This is a genomic window from Shewanella sp. POL2 (assembly GCF_000282755.1).
GTDB classification, from domain to species: Bacteria; Pseudomonadota; Gammaproteobacteria; order Enterobacterales; family Shewanellaceae; genus Shewanella; species Shewanella xiamenensis.
On record NZ_AKZL01000027.1, the window covers coordinates 19,816 to 44,008 of the forward strand.

The window sequence follows — 24,193 nt, forward strand, 5'->3', positions numbered from 1 at the left end:
GTGACCCCAAACAACATTTGCGTCGCCAACTTTCGGCACAAAACAAAACTCCCGCCTAGGCGGGAGTTTGAGTCATAACGCATCTGGGCTTATTCGAGCGGCACCACTTTAGCGATATAAGGCAAGTTGCGATATTGCTCAGCATAATCGATGCCGTAACCCACAATAAACTCATCTGGGATAGTAAAACCGATAAAGTCGACTTTGACATCCACTTCGCGGCGCTCGGGTTTATCCAACAGAGTGCACAGGGCTAAGCTCTTTGGCTCACGCAATAACAGCATTTCGCGCACTTTGTTTAAGGTGTTGCCCGAGTCAATCAAGTCTTCCACAATCAGCACGTCGCGGCCCGCGATATCCGATTGCACATCCTTCAGCACTTTCACATCCCGTGAGCTGGTCATGGAATTGCCATAACTCGAAACCGACATAAAATCGATTTCAACATGGCCTTTAATACGGCGGCACAGATCAGCCATAAATACGACTGAGCCTTTTAATAATCCCACCATCAGCAAACGCTCGCTGTTGGCATAGTGGGCATTGATTTGCTCAGCCATTTGATCCAATTTTTGGCTAATCTCTTCAGCGGAGATCATCACTTCGGTGGTGTGTTTCATATCAGTCTCAATTGTCGATGTCAGTAGGGGGAGTGTTTGTCATAACCCCAACGACTCGTTAATGCATGGTCAACGCCCAAATGATCGAGGATTCGAGCGACCATGAAGTCTACCAGATCTTCAACCGATTTGGGATTGTGATAAAAGCCAGGCGCCGCAGGCATAATAGTGACACCTAAGCGCGATAGGTTGAGCATATGCTCTAAGTGTATGGCATTAAAGGGAGTTTCCCGCGGAACGAGGATCAGTTGACCACGTTCTTTTAACACCACATCCGCTGCGCGTTCGAGCAAATTATTGCTCATTCCCGTCGCAACAGCTGCCAGTGTCCCCGTTGAGCAAGGACAAATCACCATTTGTTTGGGTGCAGCACTGCCTGAGGCTGGCGGCGAAAACCACTCATCCTTGCCTAATACCACTAACTCGCCAGATAAAGTTGCATTCTTTTCTGCAAGCACCTCTAACAATTGCGCCTTAGCTTTATCGCTGTTAGCACTGAGTTGCAAGCCATGTTCAGTCGCCAGCACCACACGTGCAGCGCTTGAGATCATTAAAAAAACTTGGTAGCCCGAGGCTAATAAGCATTCTAATAACTTCAAACCATAGGGCGCGCCCGAGGCCCCTGTCCAGGCTAAGCTAATGGCTTTATCTGATTTGGCATAGGCCATATTAGTCCGCCTGCTGAACAAACTGAGGGCTGACTTCAAGCGCCGCCAACAGTTTCTTATGTAATCCGCCAAAACCACCGTTACTCATCACCACGATAGTGTCACCCGCTTTTGCCGAGGCAGCCACTTTAGCGACAACATCATCAATTTGATGTAGGACAGTCACAGGGATCACCGCTGCTTCCATCGCCTCTTTCATATTCCAATCGATAGTATCGGCTTGATATAAAAAGGCTTCGTCCGCTTGCAGCATTGAATGGGCCAAAGTGTCTTTATGCACTCCACTCTTCATCGTGTTCGAGCGCGGCTCTAATACGATAGTGATTTTGGTCTGCCCGACTTTGGCACGCATGCCCTTAATGGTGGTCGCTATCGCCGTTGGATGGTGGGCAAAATCATCGTATACGCTGACGCCGTGGACAGTGCCCAACAACTCTAGGCGACGTTTCGGCGGTACAAAGCGGGTTAATGCATCAATCGCAGCACTCGGTTTAACCCCAACATGGCGCGCGGCTGCAATCGCCATCATAGCGTTTTCAATATTGTGCTGACCAATCAGCGTCCATTCGAGCACGCCTTGTGATTCGCCGTCGAAGAAGACTTCAAACTCATGGCAATCATCACTTAAGGCCTTAGCATGCCAACCTTTAGTCGCATCAGTGGTATGGAAGGTCTCTTGTTCGCTCCAGCAGCCCATATCAATGGTTTGCTTTACCGCGTGGGAATCGGCTGGCCAAATCACTTTGCCTTGTCCTGGCACAGTTCGGATCAAATGATGGAACTGTTTTTGGATCGCCGCTAAATCGGCAAAAATATCAGCATGGTCAAATTCGAGGTTATTAATCACCAGCGTACGGGGATGATAATGCACAAATTTAGAACGCTTATCGAAGAAGGCGCTGTCGTATTCATCGGCTTCGACCACAAAAAATGCCGATTCCCCTAAACGGGCCGACACGCCAAAGTTTTGTGGCACGCCGCCAATCAAGAAACCGGGTTGATAACCACAGTCCTCTAAGATCCACGCCAGCATGCTTGAAGTGGAGGTTTTTCCATGGGTACCAGATACGGCTAATACCCAACGCTCAGGCAGAATATGATCGGCTAAAAACTGTGGTCCAGAGGTGTAAGGGATCCCAAGGTTTAATACCGCTTCGACACAAGGATTACCTCGGCTCATGGCATTACCAATCACCACAAGATCGGGATAACTGCCCGCTTCACCTAACTGACTTGGATCAAAACCTTGAATAAGTTCAATACCTTGCTCTTCAAGCTGCGTACTCATCGGTGGATAGACGTTGGCATCCGAGCCTGTCACTCTGTGCCCTTTTGCCCTAGCCAAGAGTGCTAGGCCACCCATGAAGGTTCCACAAATTCCTAAAATATGTACGTGCATACCGCTCGCTCTGATGTTTTTGAATTCAAGGCTATTCTAATCCATAGCACAGCAGATTGGCAGGTTAGGAGCTCGGAAAAGCCACATCTTCGGCAAAGATCCTGAGAACGGAATAAATTTTAACAATTGGCTGAAGTTTAACTAACAGAATTATGCCACTAGGCTCACTTATCCGCGCAAGCTGGCATAGAGCTTGGGATATTGACTGCGGTGACGATTAAAGAGGAATTGACGTAGGGCTTCTCGCTCTTCGGCTTCGGCCTGAAATCTGACAATCGCCAGTCCCTCTTCATGGCGGATAGGCTCGATTTTAACCCGCATGGTTTCACCCTCGGGCAACTGTAATTGCAGTTCTTGGCTATCGACCAACTGTTCAAACTGTTGTGACGATTTAGCACGAATCGCCATGCCAGAACTCGATAAAGACACCACAGACCATTGTTCGCCCTGATCTTGGTCGAAGATCCACACATCTTCAGGCTGAGTCAAACGCCAACTCCGCTCAGCCCCTTTTGCGTCTAACACTTCAGGCACCCCAAGAGTTGGCTGTAATTGGCCAAAATCATCGAGACGCATCTCAAGGGGAAACCAGAGCTTATAGGAGCCGACTTCAGCCAATAGGGTCAACTTGGCCTTACCCAATAGCGAGGCAAGCGCCTGTGGCACCTCGGTTTTGACCGTTAATACATGGTTAACCAAAGGCTCAGGATGAGCGTCCTCAGTGCTATGGGTTATGCGATTGGGGGAAAATAGCTCTCTAAAACAAGCTAATTCCTCTAAGGTTAAATGCGGCTCATCAACCATACGACAACCTACTCAGATGAATCACTTGTACAAAAAATTACCACCAAAGCGTGATTCTGTATATTTTTTCAGCGATTAATTTGCAAAAAAAGAAAAGTAGGCTAGCAAGGTTAAGATCTGACTCCAATTACCCATTTGCACTATTTGAAGATGGATGATTCCTGAATTTAAGCAACTCACTTATCTTTTTGCTGACTGGCAGGAGGGGCGAATAACAGCTTAAGCCGCTCTGAAAAGCCCAGCCCCTTAGTCGTGACATCACTAAACATATCGCGCCATTCGCTAAAGGTCACTTTGATTGGATTAAAACTGTTGACGGGTTTAGTGATGCCGTAAATCACGGTTTCCTCTTCAGGAACAAAGGTACCGAAAAGTTTGTCCCAGATAATCAAGATACCGGCATAATTTTTATCGATATATTGCGGATTACGCCCATGGTGCACCCTGTGGTGGGAAGGCGTATTAAACAGCCATTCCAATGGGCCGAGTTTTCTCACCGCTTGGGTGTGCACAAAAAACTGTAATCCCAAATTGAGCAGCACCACAAAAACCACCCAATTAGGGTCGAAACCCAAAATTACCAACGGCAACCAAAACACCCACATACCAGCGAAGGGATACATCAAACTCTGGCGAAACGCGGTGCTAAAATTCATATTCTCCGAACTATGGTGCACCACGTGGGCCGCCCACATCCAACGCACTCTATGGCTCGCACGATGGAACCAGTAATAGCAAAAATCTTGGGCAATCATCAGCAGCACAAAGCTGAATGGCCCCATTTGAATATCGAATAATTTCCAACCAAATACCGCAAGATACAATTTAGCGATCAGCAAGCCCGCCAAAATATCCATTCCTTGGTGCATGGCGGCGAGGCTAAAATTACACAACACTTCCTTTGGATAGTAACGGGCGCTAACGGGCAGTTTCTGTCTTCTGTCACCTAAGTACCATTCCAGCAACATGCAGACAAAAAACAGCGGGGCAAGTACCAGTAACAGTACTTCGGGATGATTAATTAACGCTGCGATATCCATATACCTTTATCCTATTGTTATTATTGTATTAAAGCGTAAATTTGCCTATGTTCTACCAGCGAGCGTAATGATCCTCGGTTAATCCCAATACATTGTTGAGTTGGAATTTCCGCCCCTGATTGTCAATGATAAAACCGCTAAAAAGCCCCAGATATTGACGGAAGTTACTCTTCAGCAAGATAAAATTGCGTTTCTCACTACGGCAATTTCTCGCGGTAAACTCTAAATCGACACGGCCATCGTGACTATGAATACGCCAGAGATCTGTGCCCTGCTGGCCATGACGGTCAAATTCAAATTGTACTGGTCCGAGTAAATGCCGCTCACCATTGATCCAAAACACATTTTCATTAGCACCAGTTTCATTCACGCCCGCAGCAAGATTTAATCCAATCACTCCGTCGTCAATTTGCGCACTCAGCGATGCCCAACGCCAACTGGTATCTCGGCGCATAAATCCCGCGGAAAAATCATAGCCTGCGAGGGCGAAATTTAATGGCTGCGGTTCATGGTCTATGGTGAGTTGTCCTTTGACCGACAAACCATTGTGTTTTTGGGTATAGGTCCAGCCGTTGTATCCCGTGGGGCTACACATGGCCATAGGTAAACTTAAAGGCAATGCATGTAAGGTTAAATCGGCTTGAATGCTTTTAGTATCAATGACTAAATGCCAACTCCCCTCTTGGATTTTAAAGGTTATGCGCTTACCTTTGCCGCCAATGGTTGCCGTGCCATTGGCTGGAGAAGGCGTCATCCGGTAGCCAAACCCAAGGGGTTTTAGCCAGTCATACTGAGTTAACCTATTGTTTTTAATATCATATAAATAACAAAATCCACTGCCAAGGTAGGCGATATCCGCGAGCGCAACACCAATAATATAACGGGGCGTAACGATAGAAATAAATTGGAACTGCTTATAGTCAAACCGTTTCGCCCAAGCCGATGCGGGCTTATCCATAGTATCGAAATAGGCAAAATCCGCTAAACCTAAGCGACTGACTATACCGTCGAAATGACCAAAATGTGGCTGACCTTTGGCATTGATCAAACTGTCGGGGGCGATTTGGGTGATAATCCTAGACATAACTTCGCCTTTGCTTTTGCACTCGAGGGAGCATTTATGCTCTCTTATTTAATGTTGAATTTTTACTCTAACCTGTCATTCATTGCATTAAAAGAGTGCAAGCTCAAATTGTTGTGATTTTGTTACCGAGAGGAGTTCGGTTTAGTTTCCTCAAAAAACCATTAAAAAAGCGCCCAAAGGCGCTTAGTTGAGACAAACCCACTTAATCAAATATTGACGAATCCAGTGGAACACCTTAGCCGTTAAAAACGATAGCTGATACCAAAGTTTACCCCTTGCAACTCTAACTCTTTCATCGGCACATATTGGTATTCGAGGTTTAGCCCAAAGCCCGAGCGAAAACGATATTGCCAACCGATAGCGCCGTAAAAGCCCACATCGTCCGAATCCATCTCCTGCTTTTCAAACTCATAACTCACTTTAGTGTAGGCTGCACCAAGTTTGGCATACAGACTATTACCACGAGACAGAGCATACTCACCGTAAGCAGTAGCTCTCACGCCTTGGTAATCTAAGTCTTTTATATCACTGATCGCACTAACAAGCGCACTCGCCACGCCACCAGAGCCCGCTAAATATCCCGCTTCAAATCCAAAATGCTCGTTGAGCATATAGCGGTAATACAAGTCGCCAGTAAATGTATCACCCGCATCATATTTACCGCTTTTAGTTTCAAACTCTTGGGAACCATAGCCTAAGCTGCCGCCTAACACATGGGGTGAATCGGTGGCATTGGCATTACCAGCAAAACCAGCACATAAAGCGAGAAATAACACGCAAACATTTATTTTTAAGTACTTCATATTGTTAATATTCCATTATTATAAGGTAGTCATATCATAGCCCCCAACCCTGTACAAAAACTGAACACCTATGCATTGTGGCAACAGAGATGATTTCTGGTATGCTGTAACCACTTTTTACTAGCATGAGATTCCACATGAAACGGTTATTATTGACGCTGACTTTTCCTTTACTTTTTGTAGGCTGCGCGAGCCAAAATCCGACTCATATGGCATTTAGTCCACAGGTTCCAGATATTAGCCAACAGACTTCAAGACCGCTGCAAATCTCACTAGACACAATCGACACTCGTAACGCCGAATACGTTGCGCGTTTTATGGAAGAAGGCACCAAAACCCGTTTAGTCGGCCCAAGCGAGCCCCCTAAGTTATTGCTCGACGAAGTATTTCGTAACGGTTTCACTCAAGCGGGATACCAAATCGATCCCAGTGCAACCAACTCTGTTCAAATTCAATTAGAAGAATTACAGATGGATGTCACCAAAAAGACCTTTGGCTACGAAGCCAAACACAGCGTCCGTATCGCAGTCCAAGCACGTAATTCCAATCAAGAATTGGTCAAACGCTATAAAGCCAAGGGGGTCTTAAAAGGCCCATTAACTCCTGACTTTGCCACCTTAGAAATGGATATGAATAAGCTCCTCGGTCAACTCACAGGGGAGATTCTAAATGACCCAGAGTTAAACCAGTTTCTACAACAATAATTGCGCAAGTTTATAATGATTAAGGAAAGAATGATGTTTCGTTGGATATCCGCACTTTTAGTTCTCTGTGCAAGTTATAGCAGCTGGGCGGCAATCGACATTCAACCCGATAGCTTGTATCCCCAGGTCGAGTTTGATACGAGTTTAGGTAAGATTGTCGTCGAACTCGATAGAACTCGCGCGCCGATTACGGTTGATAACTTCCTCACCTATGTGGTCAAAGGCGAGTACAACAATACGATTTTCCATCGCGTGATCAGTGACTTTGTGGTGCAAGGCGGTGGGCTGAATCCACAATTAGAAGAGTTGCCAGCGGGCAAGCCGATAGTCAACGAGTCGGGTAATGGTTTATCAAATAGCATGGGCACCATCGCCATGGCGCGCGATAACGAGCCCCATTCTGCCACCCGCCAGTTTTATTTTAATGTTGCGGACAATACAAAGCTTGACCCATCAAAACGTCGTTGGGGATATGCGGTATTTGGTGAAGTGATCGAAGGTAAGCAAGTCCTCGAAGCCATGGCTGTGGTAGAGACCACGACTAATGCCAAACTGAATTGGCCCGATGTGCCAGTAACTCCTATCATATTGAAAACAGCTAAATTACTCCCCAAAAAATAATCGAAAAAAATTTGAGCAAAAGCCCTAATCCTCCATCTATACTGTACAAGCAGAAAGAAAGGAGGCAAGGGTGACGATTGAAGAATTTATCGATAATAAAGCGCCCCAACTTGCAGTATATGGGAAAGCATTTTTGAGTGATGAACTCGATTTCTGCGAGATCCAGCTCTATTTATGGGACACACTTGAAGAATGGCAACAACTCATTCCAACAAGTGAAGCGCAAACAGAAATGGAAACCGTGTTTTGGCACTTGCTCCATAGCTTTAGTAAGTGGCCAGACTGGATGATCCGCGGCAATAAGTACCTGTGTCAGCAGTTGCATGCTTGCTGTGACTTCCTCTGTTTGGGAGGCCAAATGCCCTCGGGTTGTATCGGTATCCGACCTTGAACAATCCCTTCTTAAAAGACTCAGCTTGCTGAGTCTTTTTATTTTTAGCTTTTGCAAACAAAATCGCTCTGAGTATCAAAAGGAGATACCTTGCCCCTTGAACCTAACCACATCTTACCCGTAAGCTAGGCGGATTCGACTCTTCGGCTAATACATATGTCCGTACCCAGTTTTACTCGTCGCACCTTAGATTCCTTGAGTGTTTATTACCATAAACGCGTTTTGATCCTGCTATTACTCGGTTTTTCTGCTGGCCTACCATTAATGCTAGTCTTTTCAACCTTGTCATTTTGGTTACGGGAAGCAGGTGTCGATCGCACCTCTATCGGTTATTTCAGTTGGATAGCCTTAGCCTATGCCTTCAAATGGGCCTGGTCACCGTTAGTAGATAGATTATCACTCCCTTTACTGACGCGCTTTTTGGGCCGGCGACGCGGCTGGATGTTGTTCGCCCAGTTATTACTGGTCGGTGCAATTTTGGGGATGTCTTTTAGTGATCCCGTTAAAGATCTCGAACGCTTAGCTTTGTTTGCATTAATGGTTGCATTTGCGTCTGCGACCCAAGATATCGTGATTGACGCCTTTCGCATTGAATCGGCTCCCGAAAAAATGCAAGCAGCCTTAGCGGCGGCCTATCAGGTGGGTTATCGCAGCGCCATGATTGTGGCGACCGCAGGCGCGCTGACCATCGCAGCTTGGGTTGAGCCAGGTAATACCGAATATAACTTAATCGCTTGGCAAACTTCCTATTTAGTCATGGCTGGACTGATGTTTATTGGGGTTTTGACTACGCTCTTTAGCCAAGAGCCACAGGTCGATACCCGCGCCGCCGATGAGACCGAATTAGCGGTCAAACAACGCTTAAGCGAGCGTTACCCTAAACCTATAGCTGCGAGTCTCTCGTGGATTTATACCGCCAGCATCCTGCCCTTTATCGACTTTTTTAAACGCTATGGCCGTAGTGCTATCTTGATTTTATTGCTGATTTCCTGCTATCGCATCTCGGATATTGTGATGGGGATTATGGCCAACGTGTTTTATGTGGACATGGGATTCACTAAGGAAGAAATTGCCTATTTAAGTAAAATCTATGGCCTTATCATGACCTTGGTTGGCGCAGCCTTTGGCGGAGTCCTGTTAGCCCGCTTCGGTACCATGAAGATATTATTTCTTGGCGCGCTGTTGGTTGCTGTCACTAATTTGCTCTTTGCTTGGCAAGCGGTCATTGGTTATAACGTCAGCTTTTTAACCTTTGCCATTTCGGTGGATAACTTCAGTGCGGGGATTGCCACCGCGGCCTTTATCGCCTATTTATCAAGCCTCACCAGCAGCGGCTATAGCGCAACCCAATACGCCCTGCTCTCTTCGATTATGCTGCTCTTCCCTAAGTTTATTGCGGGTTTCTCGGGCGCCTATGTCGACGCATTTGGTTATGTGAACTTCTTTGTCGCTGCCAGTGTGATAGGCTTTCCTGTGTTGTTACTTATTCATTTAGTGAATAAATACGCCCCCCACGTCAGTAACAAACCAGACCAAGAATAATCAGATATAAAAAAGCCCCAAACCGTAAAGGTTTGGGGCTTACTGTATTTTCCACGCTTAAGTTAGCTTAACGCGAACTCAAGCCAATTTTCATGATTAATCGCGGAAGTTATTGAACTGGAAAGGCTGACCAAGATCTGCTTGACGCACTAACGCCATCACAGCTTGTAAATCATCGCGGGCTTTGCCCGTCACACGCACTGTGTCGCCTTGGATCTGCGATTGCACTTTAATTTTGCTATCTTTGACCATCTTAACGATTTTCTTGGCGATATCCGTCTCGATGCCCTGCTTAAAGCGCACTTTCAGGGAGAAAGTCTTGCCACTGTGAACTGACTTTTCGTCGACATCCATAGTCGAAGGCTCAACATTACGCTTGCTCAATTGGGAACGTAAAATATCCACTAACTGTTTGCACTGGAAATCGTCTTCTGCGGTGAGCGTCACCACATGATCTTTGTAATCGATGCTTGCATCTTTACCGCGAAAATCAAATCGGCCGCTGAGCTCACGGCGAGAGTTTTCGACCGCGTTACGTAACTCAACCTCGTCAACTTCAGACACAATATCAAATGAAGGCATAGTTGCCGCCCCTTAGGTGATTGTAAATACCCATAGTTTACCGACTCCCTCCCCCAAGTTGAAGGTTAACTTTGTCCCAGCAAGATAAAACTCGGCTTAGGGATGACTTTGGCGACACATTTTCCTATTATGGCGTCACACTAAGATAATCAAATTGTATTTGTGATAACTAAACACACCCTATTCAAACTGGCTTTAGCCGTAGCCTTTGTCGTGATCAGTTATCTGGTGTTCTCCAGACCAACCTATTCGCAAAGCATCCCCCATATCGATAAAGTAGGCCATCTTGGAAGCTTTTTCTGCCTCTCGTATCTGACCTATCTCGCCTTTCGTCCTAAGTGGTATTGGCTCTCACTGGTACTTGCAACTTACGCGATGTTAATTGAGATTGTGCAATCCCGCCTACCCTATCGCAGCGCTTCAATAGGTGATGTGTTGGCTGATTTTGCGGGTATTGCCTTGTTTTATTTTTGTCTTTGGGCCTATCGAAAATATGTTAGTGCCGCACAACTCAAGGAAGAATAATGTTAGGCCAAGATGTGCCATTAGCTATAGAGTCTCAAGTCACTAACATCGCGATTTTAGGCGCAGGTGCTGTAGGGCAATTGATTTGCCATCAACTGCATTCGGCGGGATTAGCGGTAGGCTTAATTGCACGGGACTCCTCGGTATCAAACCTTGAAGCAACTGATTGGCAAGACTTGGTATTTAGCCCTTTGTCCCCAAGCGATGCCGTTACTGACTCTGTGTCCTATCGAGTCCCGCTGCTTAGCGCCGACAAAGCCCACTTACAGCAAGTACAACTGTTGATTGTGTGCGTAAAAGCTTATCAAGTCATTGATGCGATAGGTCCTTTACTCAACAAGTTATCGCCACAATGTCATATCCTATTATTACATAATGGTATGGGGCCACACCTCGCGCTCGCACCAATGTTAAATGGCCGCGGCCTAAGCTTAGGCACTACCTCGCAGGGCGTATTACGTCAGTCATGTTGGCAAGTTAAGCAAACCGGCCAAGGCTTAACCCAGTTGGGTCATTTTACTGGCCCGGCGCTACCACAAACGCTTAGAGATAACCTATTACATGCCATCCCAAACAGTGAGTGGGTTGAGGCGATTATCCCCTGTCTTTGGCAAAAACTGGCCGTAAACGCCGCAATCAATCCTCTTACGGCGCTGCATCAATGCCCCAACGGCGCTTTGGCTCAAGCTGAGTTTAGTGAAACCATTGCTAGTATCCTAGATGAATTAGTCGACGTTGCCGCACATGATGGGATTGAGCTCGACAGGCACTTCTTAGAGGAGCGCGTCTATCGAGTGATTGAACTCACTGCCGCAAACTTCTCATCGATGCACCAAGATGTTGCAAACCACAGACTCACCGAGATAGACCAAATTAATGGCTATATTTGTGACCGCGCCAACGCGCACAGTTTAAGTGCAGCAACTAATGCCAAGATGGTCAGCGCTATTAAACAGCTTTCGGCAATAACGTTACCACGATAATCATATATTCAATTGATTTTAAATAGATTTAATATAAGCCTGCCGTAGAAAATCATTCTCGATAATACTTAACAGTGTTTAAATGCACCCTAATTGGCTTTTTTACATTTAACGCACCAAGGGCGCGCACCAAGTCAGGGTGCGCTCATCTATTTTTGCACTATTTTGCAGCAAAAATAAGATTTATTTGGGTGCACCACACTATTAACATAATGATAATAAAACGTTTATTGTTGTGGCCTAATTCCTGCTATATCCGATGAACTGATGCCTGATGTTCGTTGGAGAATAAAGTTGAAACTCATCACCGCAATTATTAAACCTTTCAAAATTGATGATGTACGTGAAGCGCTGACTCAACTGGGCGTCCACGGCATGACAGTGACTGAAGTGAGGGGTTTTGGCCGGCAAAAGGGGCACACAGAGCTCTATCGCGGCGCCGAATATGCTGTCGACTTTCTTCCCAAAATGAAGCTTGAAATCGCGATCCACTCAGAGCTTGAAGAAGCTGTAATCGAAGCCATCATCCAAGCAGCTCGCACAGGCAAAGTCGGTGACGGTAAAATTTTTGTCACTCCGCTCGAACAAGTGATCCGCGTTCGCACCTCTGAAGAAGGGAGCGATGCCATATGATCAATCCAAAATCTAAGTGCAGTTATCAAGCGTTACTTATCCTCATCGCGAGTAGCTTTACAGCTCCAGTATTCGCCGATGAGGTGCAGTTAAGTGGTGCCAACACCGCGTGGATTTTAAGTTCATCAGCCTTAGTATTACTGATGACGCTCCCTGGACTGGCATTGTTTTACGGTGGACTGGTGCGTAGCAAAAACGTGCTCTCCATTTTAATGCAGTGTTTTTCGATTGCTGCTATTGCCTCAATACTCTGGTTTGTCGTGGGTTACTCTATCGCCTTCGATACAGGCAATGGTTTTATCGGTGGGCTAAATAAAGCATTTTTAGCCAGCATTGGTCGTGAGAGTATGAGCGGTGACATTCCCGAACCTTTGTTTATGCTATTCCAAATGACCTTCGCCATTATCACGCCAGCGCTGATTATCGGCGGCTTTGCTGAGCGAATGAAATTTTCTGCGGTACTCATATTCTCAAGCACTTGGCTGCTGTTAGTCTATGCACCTATCACCCACTGGGTATGGGGTGGCGGCTGGTTAGCCAAGCTTGGGCTCTATGACTTTGCCGGCGGCACAGTCGTACACATTACCGCAGGGGTAGCGGCACTGGTTGCGGCAAAAGTACTTGGCCCACGCAGGGGATTTTTAAACTCAGCGATTATGCCCCACAACTTGACCATGACTGTCACAGGTGCGGGCATGCTGTGGGTGGGCTGGTTTGGCTTTAATGGCGGCAGCGCCTTAGGCGCCAATGGTACAGCGGCAATGGCGATACTCGCGACCCATTTGGCGGCGTCGATGGGTGCCATCACTTGGGCTGGGATTGAATGGTATAAATTTGGTAAAGCCAGCGCACTTGGTATCGTTACAGGTATGGTGGCGGGTTTGGGAACAATCACGCCTGCATCGGGTTATGTTGGCCCAACTGGAGCCTTAGTGATTGGTTTTCTTGGCGGGGTGGTCTGTTTCTTTTCAACGGTTTACATTAAACAAAAATTGAAGATTGACGACTCTCTCGATGTATTTCCTGTCCATGGTGTAGGCGGCATCCTCGGTACGTTGCTCGCAGGCGTTTTTAGTTCGACTCAACTTGGGATCTTTAGCGGCTATGGTTTTGCCACTGTTAACGACACTATGATTGACCAACTCGGCGTCCAAATGATTGGTATCGCGGCGACCTTTAGTTATACCGCAGTAGTGACTTGGCTCTTGTTTATCGTTATTAGCAAACTCCTTGGAGGACTGCGTGTCAGCAGTGAGCAAGAAGTGAATGGGCTCGATCTTTCTGAACATGAAGAAACGGGTTACAGCCTCTAAGCACATCAACCTCTGCGCAAAACCTATAACCGTCAGGATACCTATCCTGACGGTTGTTGTTAGTTGCGTTTCTTCAGCCAAAGGGCAAGCTCATCTAATTTCATCGGTTTAGCGAATAAATATCCTTGCAGAAAATGCACATCACGACTGATTAAATAATCCGCCTGTTCCTGTGTTTCTACCCCTTCTGCTACAGCGACATAATTCATTTTATGGCAGAGTTCGATAATAGTATCGAGCACATGGGAAGTGACCGAATCTTGGCCTATGGTATCGATAAAGCACTTATCTATTTTAAGGTAGTCCAAGGTAAAGGTTTGCAGCAGCGATAAGGTCGTCTGTCCGGTGCCAAAATCATCAATAGCGACTAAAATGCCAAGCTCACGCAATGCTGTAATTCGCTCGCACATATCCGCCGTTAATAGCTGCCGCTCGGTAATCTCAATCAAAGGTTGAACACCAATTTGAGAAAAAGCATCCTTTAAATAGCGAAATTTAGCTTCAATATCACTTTGAATAAAATGCTCAGGTGCTACGTTAAAGCCAATTCGAAACCCTGGCTGCACGGAAAACAAACTAAAATCGGCTAAAGCGCGTTCAAAAATATAATTAGTTAGCGGCACGATCAGTTGGCTCTGCTCCGCGATGGGAATAAATAGATCTGGCCGCACCAAGCCCATTTGCGGATGTAGCCACCGTACTAATGCCTCAACCCCTTTAGCCTTACCGTCTTCAGTACAAATAATAGGTTGGTATACAAGGAAAAATTCTTTATTTTCGATCCCGCTTCTAATATCGTCAGCCAGTGAATAGCGGTTTTTTTTACGCCAAAGATGTAAACCGACTAACCAAGTAAATGCCAAAAAAACGGGGAGCGATAGCCCAAAAGATATCCAGAAGAAGTACCAAAAAAACGCTTGCGAGACCTCAAGTAGGATCACCAATTCCGAATTATCAGCCTTTACGGCAACAACTTTCCCATCTCCAAACTGTGGCACAGTCGGTAATGTCGCGCCCTTCAACCCCAACACCACATTCAGCACAGGACGAGGAAACACCTCTGGCTGAATAAAGCTGTCGATAAAATATTGCCCTTCAATAATCACAACCGCTCCACTCGTTTGGTTGGCCTGCGTAGCAATAACAATGATGGCAGGGACACCTAAACGCGCAGGCGTTTCAGGAACAATAAAATAAGTAGGCTCTTTTAGGGTCGGTTCAGGCAAGAGTGTGTTCAGTGGAAAATCAATTTCACCATTTGTGGATGAACAATAAAAACCATGAGCATTAAAAAGCAGTACACCACGATAATAGGGCTTAAACTTCATATACTCATTCAGGTCACTACAATCACCTTGACTAAGAGTGATGGCATACTGGCCAATTGACTCAGACTGGCTTAATAAATCCTCAAGCCGTTTGAGATTAAACTCACCAACTTCATGCACCTTTTTCTCAACCAAATAACTCGTCACCATAAAACTGGATGCGATAGCCAAGACAACAGGAACAGACAACATAATGAATAAATGCTTGCCTGAAAGATCGTACTGAGAGATGAATAAGCGTAAAAGTGACGACAGGCTGTTAATACGATTCTGCATCCGGAATCCTTATCTTGTTGCCGCTATAGCGATTTATCTTGGTTAAACATTGCGTTGCATATGATAAATATAAAACAGCTCAAATACTCATCCCCACATCACGAGTATGGCAGCAACTGCAATGAGTGCTAGACCAAGCATTTCTTTTATTTTTACGCGTTCCTTTAACCAGAATGCGGAAATCAACATCATAAAAAAGATTTCCACTTGGCCTAAGGTTTTCACATAAGGGACAGTTTGTAACGACATCGCACTGAACCAACCAATAGATCCAAAACAACTTGTAGTACTGGTCAGCAAGGTTAACTTAGGCCGTTGTAACAGGCCGATTAATGTTTCTTTATCCTTTAAAACCAAATAACTGGCTAGCACGATTGTTTGCAGGCTAATCACCAACAACAACACCCAAGCCGCACTATGAGGAAAACCGACATCTAACCTCAAACTAGCTTCTCGCACCCAAAGCGAAGTCAGCGCAAAGGCGCTGCCACTGGCAATGCCCAGTATGACGGTACTAAGGGAGAGCTGCCTAAGCCCCTGCTTAGCACTCAGCAAAAATACAGCGATACCGCCCAAGATAACCCCAGCCCAGCCGAGTAAGGATAAATGGGTTCCAAAGAACAATGTTCCTAAGATTGCCGCGACTATTGCCTCACTCTTAGCAAGCCCGGCACCAATAGCAAAGTTTTGCTGCTGGAATAGCTTAACCATCAGGCCGGTAGCAAGGATCTGCATCATGGATGCGCCGATAATAAAGCCGAAAAATTCCGCCGTAAAATGTGGTAAGCCGACATTATTCCAAAGATATAATAGTGCAAGATACAAGGCCGCAATTGGGCCTGCCCAAATAAACCGCGCTAAGGTGACGCCCGCGACCTTAACCTCTTTACTCAGTTGGCTCTGAAAGGCATTGCGCCACGCCTGCATAAACGCAGCGAGCAAGGTAAACAAAATCCACATAAACCTATTTCCACCAAAGCATGTTCTCTTGCTTCGACGCAAAAGATAAGACAAGCATCATACCCCACATGGAAACATTAGACACGACACAAAGACTGATAAATGCTTTTGAGATCATACGCTAGTATGGTCATCGATAAAATAATCGCTATAAAAACGAATATAAAATATACATAATAATTTGAATATTAATTATGGATGTATAAATTGCATGAAAGAGCCAATAATTGATGCAATAAATGACGCCCATGTATAACCCAACACAGCCATTAAAACCGCGATAGATCCTAATTTAGGATGGAAAGCACTCGCGACAACAGGCGCTGAAGCTGCGCCCCCAATATTACACTGACTTGCAATAGCAAAATACAATATGGGCAGTTTAAAATACAAACAAAATAATAGTAGAATAATTATATGAGTAAAAAACCAAATCAACCCAATAATAAAATAGTAGAATATGGATTGAAATGAAGCAAACTCAATATTTAATCCAATATTCATAATCATAAAGTACAGCAAAAAAAATGAAACAAACCTGACTTGTTTAACAAACACATGTCTTGCATAGGTCATCGAGAGTAAAATACCTAAAATTGTTGACAAAATCATAGACCAAAAGAAACTTGATCCTAGGTTATAATGCAATAAATAAGGAAAACGATTGTTCACTGTTAGGGATAAAAATTCGGAGACCGAATGACAAAACAAAAAAATAAATAATGAAAAAGAAATGAGTAACATACAGCCAATAAAATGCTTTTTGCCATCTAACCTTGTTATATCATCTTCAATAAAAACAGGTAAATTGTTCAAATCAGCATCCAACATTCTATCAATCGCTTTTTGTTTTTTAGCCAAAAACAACAAAATAGTCATCCATACGCCAGAAAAAACCACATTTATCGTCATCATTACTGCAAAAATGGCCTCGCCAACTTGGTGAATTTCTTTGACTACAAGTTGGTTTGCTGTACCACCCAACCAGTTCGCCATTAATGTTGCCATGCCACGCCATGCTGCATCGCCACCTTGCCATAAAAGCTCTTCTGGAAATAATTTAGAGCCAATCCATAAACTAATTGGCCCTCCAATACAAACACCAACAGTTCCGATGAAAAACATCAATAAAATCTTTCCACCGACTGACTTTAATGTAATAAAATCCGTACTCACAATTAGCAAAAATAAACTAAATGGAATTAAATGCGCTTTAAAATAGTCATCAACACTTGACCTGCTTGCATCTACCACATTAAAAAAACTAAATACAGCAGGTAAGGTATAGCAAATAAACATGACAGGAAAAACACTATAAAAGCGTTTAAAAAAAAGACAAGATGAAGAGTTTAAATATAACACAACGACAAGAAGTGAGATTAAAAATATAACGATTCCACACTCTGAAGAAATCATTTATTTCACCCACTTTCTAACTAGCATTATTTAAAAAATTCAAAAAAATATTAGACTGTAATGAAAGTTCATCAGACTCTCGCTGGATTGACCAGTAAGTGCGTTTATAATCCCATCCTTTCAAATCGATCAAACATAACTCCCCCCGCTCTAACTCTTCTTTTATAGCCACATAGGGTAAAACACTCAAACCTATACCCGTTCCAATTGCACGTTTAATCGCCCCAATAGTAGACATACAAATGTCATTTCTGACATAAACGTTTAAACTTTTTAACAATTGAACAGCCCTAATATGTGACAGAGAGGACTCATGGTCAAAAACCCACAATTGTTCACTTAAAATATGACTAGAACATGCTTGCTTTGCTACAGGATGTGAGCACCCACTTACAATGCAAAGCTTATCTTGCATCCATTGCTCGCATACTAGATTTCTACTTGCAGGCTTGGCATCAATGAAACCTAAGTCGATTTCTTTCTCTGATACCATTTTTTCAATCACCAGACTATTCTCTATTATGAGTTTAATTTTTACGTCTGGATATTTATCTTTAAATAATGGGATCTTTCTGGATAAAACATAGTTACCAACCGTTTTACTACTACCGATCACTAAACAACCTTTAACGCCATCCTCAGCAAAATTAAAAAGCTTCTCTAATTCATTTCCCTTACTAAGCATTTCATTAGCATAAGGCAGAATAATTTTTCCATGGGCATTTAGCTCCAAGCCACCACCAGCTCTTTCAAATAGTCGACATCCTAGCGAGTTCTCTAATTCTTTCAGAGCCATACTCACTGCAGGAGTTGACATGTGCATCAGTTTTGCCGCTTTTGAGATCTGCCTCTCGGTACAGATAGCCTTAAAGATCATTAACTGCCTTAACGTAATGCGCATCTACATCCCCAATAAACTCCAGTTGGAACAAGATAAATGAAAGATACATTTTTTAACATGACTGATATCTAATTTTAATAAAGCGGTCTATTAGACCGCTTTATTTGATATGTTCTAAAAAAGGTATCTTGTTGAAAACGAAATCAAAGTATCGTCAAATTCATTATTACCTTTTGAATCTGAGTACTCGCCTTCAAAGTAGCTTACTGCTGCACCAAATGTTAATTCCTTCATCAGATTATAATCGACACCAATTGAATATTGACTCGCATCACTATTATTTAATGTTTTAAGATCTGCACCAGCATTTTTGGTAACTTTACCCAGACCAGCATCATCTTTAAGGTACTGAAACTTGAAATCATATTTATTAACAGGAATACTCATACTTAATAAATATGAATTGCCTTTAACATTTTCATAGATACTGGATTTAGAATACTGATATATCGCCCCCACTTTTATAGATGAAATAGCAACACCAGCAACAACTCTTGTTGCCTCTAACAAATTTAGTCCATCAGCATAGGCGAGAGAAAGATAACTATTTCCTTTTTTAAATGAAGGATCACCATATACTATACTAACAGCATAATTGTTTTGATTGTCAGCAAGCATTGGATTTTTTTGATTAAAATCATCATCGAAAGCATATGTAATGCCAAGAGACATGCCTGCAACTTTTGCAGTATTGATCGTGACTAAATCACCTAACCGGTCATTACCTGCAATAATCATATTCATATCACTTGATGTAATATTGAATAGATCGACTTTACCTTCTGAAGTTTTGAATACAGTATCATTTCGCCCAAAAACGACACTACCATATTTAACCTTAAAGCCTAAATATGAGTTACGCGGTTTAAAAATATTTGTATCATCATTATCAAAACTTTCAACTCCGGCTTCGAACTTATATATCAAACTAAAATCTTCATGCACATCATAATCACCTTTAATTCCAACGTATGAGGCAAAATTCTCAAGTGAAAAACCATTAACCTTTTCATTACCAGAAATACCATGACTAGAGTTTGATACACCAAGCCACAATCTCCCATAAAAATCTAAGGGCTCAGATAAAGCTTGATTAGAACAAAGTAATAAAGCAACAGGCACAAAACAATTGGTATATTTCATAAATTTCATCCTTTAACATAAAAACGTAATTATGCTAATTCTATGTTAAAGATTCCGTTTGAACCTTAATCACACCTCTAATATAAAAATGATTAATTAAAAATTATTTAAAACAATTTCAATTTTATTTAACCACAATAATTTATTGCGCAACATCACCATTTAGCAATTAATAAAAAAATATCATAAGTGATGATTACCTCAATAAAACTATAATTGGAGAATTATATGAAGTTAACACTTTTAAGTTTTGTCTTGTGCTCCATCTTTTCTACAGCATCTTGGGCTGCAAATGACAAAAATGATCTGGCCTCTTTTCATAAAGAAATGGGAGGATGCAAGAGCTGCCACACTCAACCTGGCAAAGTATCTGACAGTGAAACTTATGAAAATCAGCAATGTAAATCATGTCATGGTGAATACAGTGCTTTGGCTAATCCTAAACTAAAGCTAGATCCTCACGCATCACATTTAGGTGATATTAACTGTACAAGCTGCCATAAAGGTCATGAAAAACCCAAATTATACTGTAATGAGTGCCACTCATTTAAAGGGCTTGAGATGCCTTTTAATAGTGCACAATCTAAAGAACCATGGGATAAAGGTTGGGACAATGATGCAATCAGCAAGGCGATTGCAGCTGGTCCAAAAGAAACGACGGATGTCATTGTTGTCGGAGCGGGAAGCGCAGGGTTTAATGCTGCTATCGCAGCGAAAAAAGCAGGAGCGCAAGTAGTATTACTCGAAAAAGGCCCATTTAGTGGTGGTAACTCTATGCTTGCAGCTGGCGGTTACAATGCAGTAGGAACTGCTCAGCAAAAAGAACATAAAGTGGATGATAAAATTGAATGGTTTGTTGAAGACACAATGAAAGGTGGTCGCTATGCCAATGATCCAAAGTTAGTGCAAATATTAGCTGAGCAATCTGCTGATGGTATTAAATGGTTAGAATCTTTAGGTGCAAACATGGATGACTTAAAACGCTCAGGTGGCGCAAGAGTTGACCGCACCCATAGACCCACAGGAGGTTTAAGCGTTGGTCCACATATCATTGATGTATTGAGAAAAGCTTCAGTAAAAGAAGGGGTCGATACTCGGCTTAATTCTAAAGTTGTCAAACTTGTGATTGATAAAGACCAAAAAATTGTCGGCGTAGTCGTCCATGGAAAACATTCTGGCCACTATATGATTGCTGCTAAATCAGTTGTTCTAGCAACCGGTGGATATGGTTTTAATAAGGAAATGGTCGCATTTTATCGTCCAACGTTTAAAGGGATGACTAGTTCTAATAACATTACTTCTACTGGTGATGGTATTGAGCTTGCCAAAGCAATCGGAGCGAGTATGACCGATATTGATTGGGTACAAGCTCATCCAACTGTGGGAAAAGATAGCCGCATTTTAATCTCCGAAACTGTTCGAGGGGTAGGTGCAATTATGGTTAATAAAGATGGTAATCGTTTTGTCAGTGAATTAACGACTCGCGATAAAGCATCCGATGCCATTCTTAAACAGCCTGAACAATATGCTTGGTTAGTCTTTGATAATGAGCTTTATAAAAAAGCTAAAATGGTTCAGGGATATGACCATTTAGATATGCTTGAAAAAGCAAATACAGTTTCTGAACTTGCTAAAATTACAGGCATGAAAGAAAGCTCATTAGAAAAAACGGTTTCAAACTACAATCGTTATTTTAAACAAGGTAAAGATGAAGAGTTTGCTCGCGAACAAATGCCATTGCCACTAGAAAAGGCGCCTTTTTATGCCGTAAAAGTGGCTCCTGGTATCCACCATACTATGGGTGGTGTCGCCATTGATACCAAAGCTGAAGTGCTCGATATTCAAAGTAAACCATTAGTCGGCTTGTTTGCTGCTGGCGAAGTCACAGGTGGTGTACATGGGTATAATCGCTTAGGTGGCAATGCCGTTGCAGACACTGTGATTTTTGGAAAAATTGCAGGCACTAATGCGGCAAAACATGCGTTAGAAACTAAGTAACTCAAGCTCAGATGTACTAGTTCAGAGAGGCGTGGGAATCGCCTCTCGTCACATCTCATCGCAAGCTTTATTCATCATGATTATTGGCAATCAATTTATTGCCTGACTTCAAAAGCTCCCCAGCTATTTTTGAGAGGTTAATTTAACCTCTCTTTTTTTACTTGCTGGTATCAATTGGCTCGAAGGATTTGACTAAATCATCCATCGCTTTCATCTGCTTCAGATAATTTTCTAACTGGTGCAAAGGTAACGCACATGGACCATCACACTTAGCGTTATCTGGATCTGGGTGAGCTTCGATAAACAGACCTGCTAAGCCTAATGCCATGCCACTACGGGCTAATTCAGTCGCCTGAGCACGACGGCCTCCCGCTGAATCAGCACGGCCACCTGGGCGTTGCAATGCGTGGGTGGCGTCGAAAATCACCGGATAACCCGATTGCTTCATCTCGTCCATACCCAGCATATCTACTACTAGGTTGTTGTAACCGAAGCATGAACCACGTTCACACAGGATAATTTCATCATTACCCGCTTCATTAAACTTAGTGATGATATGGCGCATTTCGTGGGGAGCTAAAAACTGCGGCTTTTTCACGTTGATGATAGCGCCCGTTTTCGCCATCGCGACAACAAGGTCTGTTTGGCGCGCTAAGAAAGCTGGTAATTGAATAATATCAACCACTTCAGCTACAGGCGCACATTGGTAAGGCTCATGCACATCGGTAATGAGTGGCAGATTGAAGGTCTTTTTGATTTCTTCAAAAATCTTTAAGCCTTCTTCCATGCCTGGACCACGGTAAGAGTTGACAGAAGAGCGATTAGCCTTATCGAACGATGCCTTGAAAACATAGGGGATCCCTAGTTTTTGAGTCACTTCGGCATAGGTTTCAGCAATCGACATCGCGAGATCGCGAGACTCAAGCACATTCATGCCACCGAATAGCACAAAAGGTTTATCGTTTGCAATTTCGATTGAACCTAACTTTATGATTTTATTACTCATCGCAACATCTCTCTCAAATACTAGACTCTGTCCAGCGGAAAACTGAATATTGGCACTAGAGCGACTATACCGCAACTAGCTGTAAAATTTGGCCACAAATCCAAGCCATATACGTTCCTAACACATAACCAAATACGGCCAACAGCACCCCGACGGGAGCTAATGCAGGGTGAAACGCAGCAGCCACAACGGGCGCTGATGCCGCGCCGCCCACGTTAGCCTGACTACCTACCGCCATATAAAATAATGGCGCTTTAATTAGCTTAGCAATCAATAACATAAAGCTAGCGTGTACAATCATCCAAATAATACCCACTAAAAAATATAATGGTGTATCAAGGACCTTGCTTACATCCATATGTAAACCAATGGTCGCCACCAAAATATACAAGAACGCCGACGCCACCTTAGAAGCCCCCGCCGCCTCTAAATGGCGCATAGGGCTAAAGGACATGGCCAGACCAATGGTGGTCACAATCACCACTAACCAGAAGAACTTAGAGGTTAAGCTGTAATCCTCAGTCCAAGGGTAGTTGGCCTCAAAATAAGGGCCGAGGAAATCGGCGGCAATATGGGCCACGCCCGTGATGCCAAAACCAACGGCCACAATCAGCATCAAATCACGCAGGCTTGGAATACGCGCATTTTCAGCGTGATACTGCTCAACCTTGTTCTTTAAAGTCTCAATTGCTGTGGTATCAGCACCCGTCTTGGCATCGATTTCCTTGGCCTTTGACGCCATAAACAACAATACCGCCATCCAGATATTGGCCACAATCACATCAACTGTCACCATTACTGAGAAGATATTGCCGCCCACTTCATATATTTCTTTCATCGCGGCTTGGTTCGCACCGCCGCCAATCCAGCTCCCAGCGAGGGTCGTCATGCCACGCCACACCGCATCAGGGCTATCAACACCAATTAATGAGGGCTCGATAAAGGACACCACGAGCAACGCAATCGGCCCGCCAATCACAATACCGACCGTCCCAGTTAAAAACATGATCACCGCCTTAGGCCCAAGTCCTAAGATGGCTTTTAAATCCACACTTAAAATCAATAACACCAAACAGGCGGGCAATAGGTAGCGCGAGGCCACATAGTAAAGCTGCGATGTGTGACCATCGATCACCCCAAAGGTGTTTAACAACGATGGCAAGAAGTAGCAGAGTAATAACGCAGGAATAAAACGGTAAAACTTTTGCCAAAATGGATGACTACTACTGCTGGTATAAAACACAAATCCCAGAATGGTTGCCAATATTCCCAGCGCCACCGCGTCATTGGTGACTAATGCCGTGCTTACCATGTGTATTCTCCCTGTTTGGTACAGTTGTTATTGTATTTATGCTAAAAACTGCCGTTTGCAGTTAGTGGGCAAACTTCCCATTCACCCAGTTATTATTGTTTTTTAAGGAACAAGGAGAGCCTATAAGACTCTCCTTTAAGA

The 24,193-nt window shown here is 43.7% G+C and carries 24 protein-coding genes; 9 read left to right on the top strand and 15 right to left on the bottom strand.

Annotated elements, in window-relative coordinates; translation table 11 throughout:
- Window positions 1-89 precede the first annotated feature (89 nt).
- The 7 genes from hpt to SHEWPOL2_RS09250 all read right to left on the bottom strand — a co-directional run bounded on the left by hpt (window position 90) and on the right by SHEWPOL2_RS09250 (window position 6,418).
- On the bottom strand, window positions 90-620 hold the full coding sequence (gene hpt / locus SHEWPOL2_RS09220) for a hypoxanthine phosphoribosyltransferase (protein ID WP_037421839.1): 531 nt from the start codon (window positions 618-620) through the stop codon (window positions 90-92).
- Window positions 621-640: 20 nt separating this feature from the next.
- Complete coding sequence (locus SHEWPOL2_RS09225) at window positions 641-1,288, bottom strand: flavin prenyltransferase UbiX (RefSeq protein ID WP_037427822.1); 648 nt, start codon at window positions 1,286-1,288, stop codon at window positions 641-643.
- Between the two features lies 1 nt (window position 1,289).
- Window positions 1,290-2,687 (bottom strand): UDP-N-acetylmuramate:L-alanyl-gamma-D-glutamyl-meso-diaminopimelate ligase, encoded by a 1,398-nt coding sequence (gene mpl, locus SHEWPOL2_RS09230; protein ID WP_037427824.1) that lies wholly within the window; start codon window positions 2,685-2,687, stop codon window positions 1,290-1,292.
- Window positions 2,688-2,855: 168 nt separating this feature from the next.
- Window positions 2,856-3,491: a hypothetical protein gene (locus tag SHEWPOL2_RS09235; RefSeq protein WP_037421848.1), complete on the bottom strand. Its 636-nt coding sequence runs from the start codon at window positions 3,489-3,491 to the stop codon at window positions 2,856-2,858.
- 176 nt (window positions 3,492-3,667) lie between these two features.
- Complete coding sequence (locus tag SHEWPOL2_RS09240; protein ID WP_037427826.1) at window positions 3,668-4,531, bottom strand: sterol desaturase family protein; 864 nt, start codon at window positions 4,529-4,531, stop codon at window positions 3,668-3,670.
- Between the two features lie 52 nt (window positions 4,532-4,583).
- A complete protein-coding gene (locus tag SHEWPOL2_RS09245) occupies window positions 4,584-5,615 on the bottom strand; it encodes a DUF2804 domain-containing protein (RefSeq protein ID WP_037427828.1) in 1,032 nt (343 codons plus the stop codon).
- 242 nt (window positions 5,616-5,857) lie between these two features.
- Window positions 5,858-6,418, bottom strand: a complete 561-nt coding sequence (locus SHEWPOL2_RS09250) for a porin family protein (protein ID WP_037427830.1) — start codon at window positions 6,416-6,418, stop codon at window positions 5,858-5,860.
- Between the two features lie 137 nt (window positions 6,419-6,555).
- Between SHEWPOL2_RS09250 and SHEWPOL2_RS09255 the strand changes: the two genes are divergently transcribed.
- The 4 genes from SHEWPOL2_RS09255 (at window position 6,556) to SHEWPOL2_RS09270 (ending at window position 9,676) form a co-directional block, all read left to right on the top strand.
- A complete protein-coding gene (locus tag SHEWPOL2_RS09255; RefSeq protein ID WP_037421857.1) occupies window positions 6,556-7,122 on the top strand; it encodes a YajG family lipoprotein in 567 nt (188 codons plus the stop codon).
- Between the two features lie 33 nt (window positions 7,123-7,155).
- On the top strand, window positions 7,156-7,743 hold the full coding sequence (locus tag SHEWPOL2_RS09260) for a peptidylprolyl isomerase (RefSeq protein ID WP_011073582.1): 588 nt from the start codon (window positions 7,156-7,158) through the stop codon (window positions 7,741-7,743).
- Between the two features lie 70 nt (window positions 7,744-7,813).
- The gene (locus tag SHEWPOL2_RS09265) at window positions 7,814-8,134 is read left to right on the top strand and encodes a hypothetical protein (protein ID WP_037427831.1); all 321 of its coding nucleotides are present in this window, start codon (window positions 7,814-7,816) and stop codon (window positions 8,132-8,134) included.
- Between the two features lie 156 nt (window positions 8,135-8,290).
- Window positions 8,291-9,676, top strand: coding sequence for an MFS transporter (locus SHEWPOL2_RS09270; RefSeq protein WP_037427834.1), 1,386 nt, complete (start codon window positions 8,291-8,293; stop codon window positions 9,674-9,676).
- A 96-nt stretch (window positions 9,677-9,772) separates the two neighbouring features.
- On the opposite strand, the gene SHEWPOL2_RS09275 is transcribed toward SHEWPOL2_RS09270, so the two are convergent.
- Window positions 9,773-10,258 (bottom strand): YajQ family cyclic di-GMP-binding protein, encoded by a 486-nt coding sequence (locus tag SHEWPOL2_RS09275; RefSeq protein ID WP_037422293.1) that lies wholly within the window; start codon window positions 10,256-10,258, stop codon window positions 9,773-9,775.
- A 162-nt stretch (window positions 10,259-10,420) separates the two neighbouring features.
- Here SHEWPOL2_RS09275 and SHEWPOL2_RS09280 point away from each other — a divergent pair, with 162 nt between their 5' ends.
- The 4 genes from SHEWPOL2_RS09280 (at window position 10,421) to SHEWPOL2_RS09295 (ending at window position 13,712) form a co-directional block, all read left to right on the top strand.
- Entirely contained in the window at window positions 10,421-10,783 is a 363-nt protein-coding gene (locus SHEWPOL2_RS09280; RefSeq protein ID WP_037422291.1) for a VanZ family protein, read from the top strand.
- Window positions 10,783-11,766 carry a 2-dehydropantoate 2-reductase gene (locus SHEWPOL2_RS09285; RefSeq protein ID WP_050991334.1) on the top strand — a complete coding sequence of 328 codons (984 nt, stop codon included), beginning with the start codon at window positions 10,783-10,785 and terminating at the stop codon, window positions 11,764-11,766. Before SHEWPOL2_RS09280 ends, SHEWPOL2_RS09285 begins: the two co-directional genes overlap by 1 nt.
- Window positions 11,767-12,060: 294 nt before the next feature.
- Complete coding sequence (locus tag SHEWPOL2_RS09290) at window positions 12,061-12,399, top strand: P-II family nitrogen regulator (protein WP_037422289.1); 339 nt, start codon at window positions 12,061-12,063, stop codon at window positions 12,397-12,399.
- Complete coding sequence (locus tag SHEWPOL2_RS09295) at window positions 12,396-13,712, top strand: ammonium transporter (RefSeq protein ID WP_037422288.1); 1,317 nt, start codon at window positions 12,396-12,398, stop codon at window positions 13,710-13,712. Before SHEWPOL2_RS09290 ends, SHEWPOL2_RS09295 begins: the two co-directional genes overlap by 4 nt.
- 59 nt (window positions 13,713-13,771) lie before the next feature.
- Here the strand turns inward: SHEWPOL2_RS09295 and SHEWPOL2_RS09300 are convergent, their stop codons facing one another.
- The 5 genes from SHEWPOL2_RS09300 to SHEWPOL2_RS09320 all read right to left on the bottom strand — a co-directional run bounded on the left by SHEWPOL2_RS09300 (window position 13,772) and on the right by SHEWPOL2_RS09320 (window position 19,736).
- The gene (locus SHEWPOL2_RS09300; protein WP_037427836.1) at window positions 13,772-15,316 is read right to left on the bottom strand and encodes an EAL domain-containing protein; all 1,545 of its coding nucleotides are present in this window, start codon (window positions 15,314-15,316) and stop codon (window positions 13,772-13,774) included.
- Window positions 15,317-15,403: 87 nt separating this feature from the next.
- Window positions 15,404-16,276 (bottom strand): DMT family transporter, encoded by an 873-nt coding sequence (locus SHEWPOL2_RS09305; protein ID WP_037422284.1) that lies wholly within the window; start codon window positions 16,274-16,276, stop codon window positions 15,404-15,406.
- Between the two features lie 192 nt (window positions 16,277-16,468).
- The gene (locus SHEWPOL2_RS09310; protein ID WP_037427837.1) at window positions 16,469-17,692 is read right to left on the bottom strand and encodes a DUF819 family protein; all 1,224 of its coding nucleotides are present in this window, start codon (window positions 17,690-17,692) and stop codon (window positions 16,469-16,471) included.
- A gap of 16 nt (window positions 17,693-17,708) precedes the next feature.
- The gene (locus SHEWPOL2_RS09315; RefSeq protein ID WP_037422278.1) at window positions 17,709-18,593 is read right to left on the bottom strand and encodes a LysR family transcriptional regulator; all 885 of its coding nucleotides are present in this window, start codon (window positions 18,591-18,593) and stop codon (window positions 17,709-17,711) included.
- 114 nt (window positions 18,594-18,707) lie between these two features.
- On the bottom strand, window positions 18,708-19,736 hold the full coding sequence (locus tag SHEWPOL2_RS09320) for a porin (protein WP_037427838.1): 1,029 nt from the start codon (window positions 19,734-19,736) through the stop codon (window positions 18,708-18,710).
- A 228-nt stretch (window positions 19,737-19,964) separates the two neighbouring features.
- Between SHEWPOL2_RS09320 and SHEWPOL2_RS09325 the strand changes: the two genes are divergently transcribed.
- Window positions 19,965-21,734, top strand: coding sequence for a flavocytochrome c (locus SHEWPOL2_RS09325; RefSeq protein WP_037427840.1), 1,770 nt, complete (start codon window positions 19,965-19,967; stop codon window positions 21,732-21,734).
- A 157-nt stretch (window positions 21,735-21,891) separates the two neighbouring features.
- Here SHEWPOL2_RS09325 and kdsA read toward each other — a convergent pair whose 3' ends face one another.
- Both kdsA and SHEWPOL2_RS09335 read right to left on the bottom strand, forming a co-directional pair.
- On the bottom strand, window positions 21,892-22,740 hold the full coding sequence (gene kdsA, locus SHEWPOL2_RS09330; protein ID WP_037422272.1) for a 3-deoxy-8-phosphooctulonate synthase: 849 nt from the start codon (window positions 22,738-22,740) through the stop codon (window positions 21,892-21,894).
- Window positions 22,741-22,804: 64 nt separating this feature from the next.
- The gene (locus SHEWPOL2_RS09335; RefSeq protein ID WP_037427841.1) at window positions 22,805-24,052 is read right to left on the bottom strand and encodes a DUF819 family protein; all 1,248 of its coding nucleotides are present in this window, start codon (window positions 24,050-24,052) and stop codon (window positions 22,805-22,807) included.
- Between the last annotated feature and the right edge of the window lie 141 nt (window positions 24,053-24,193).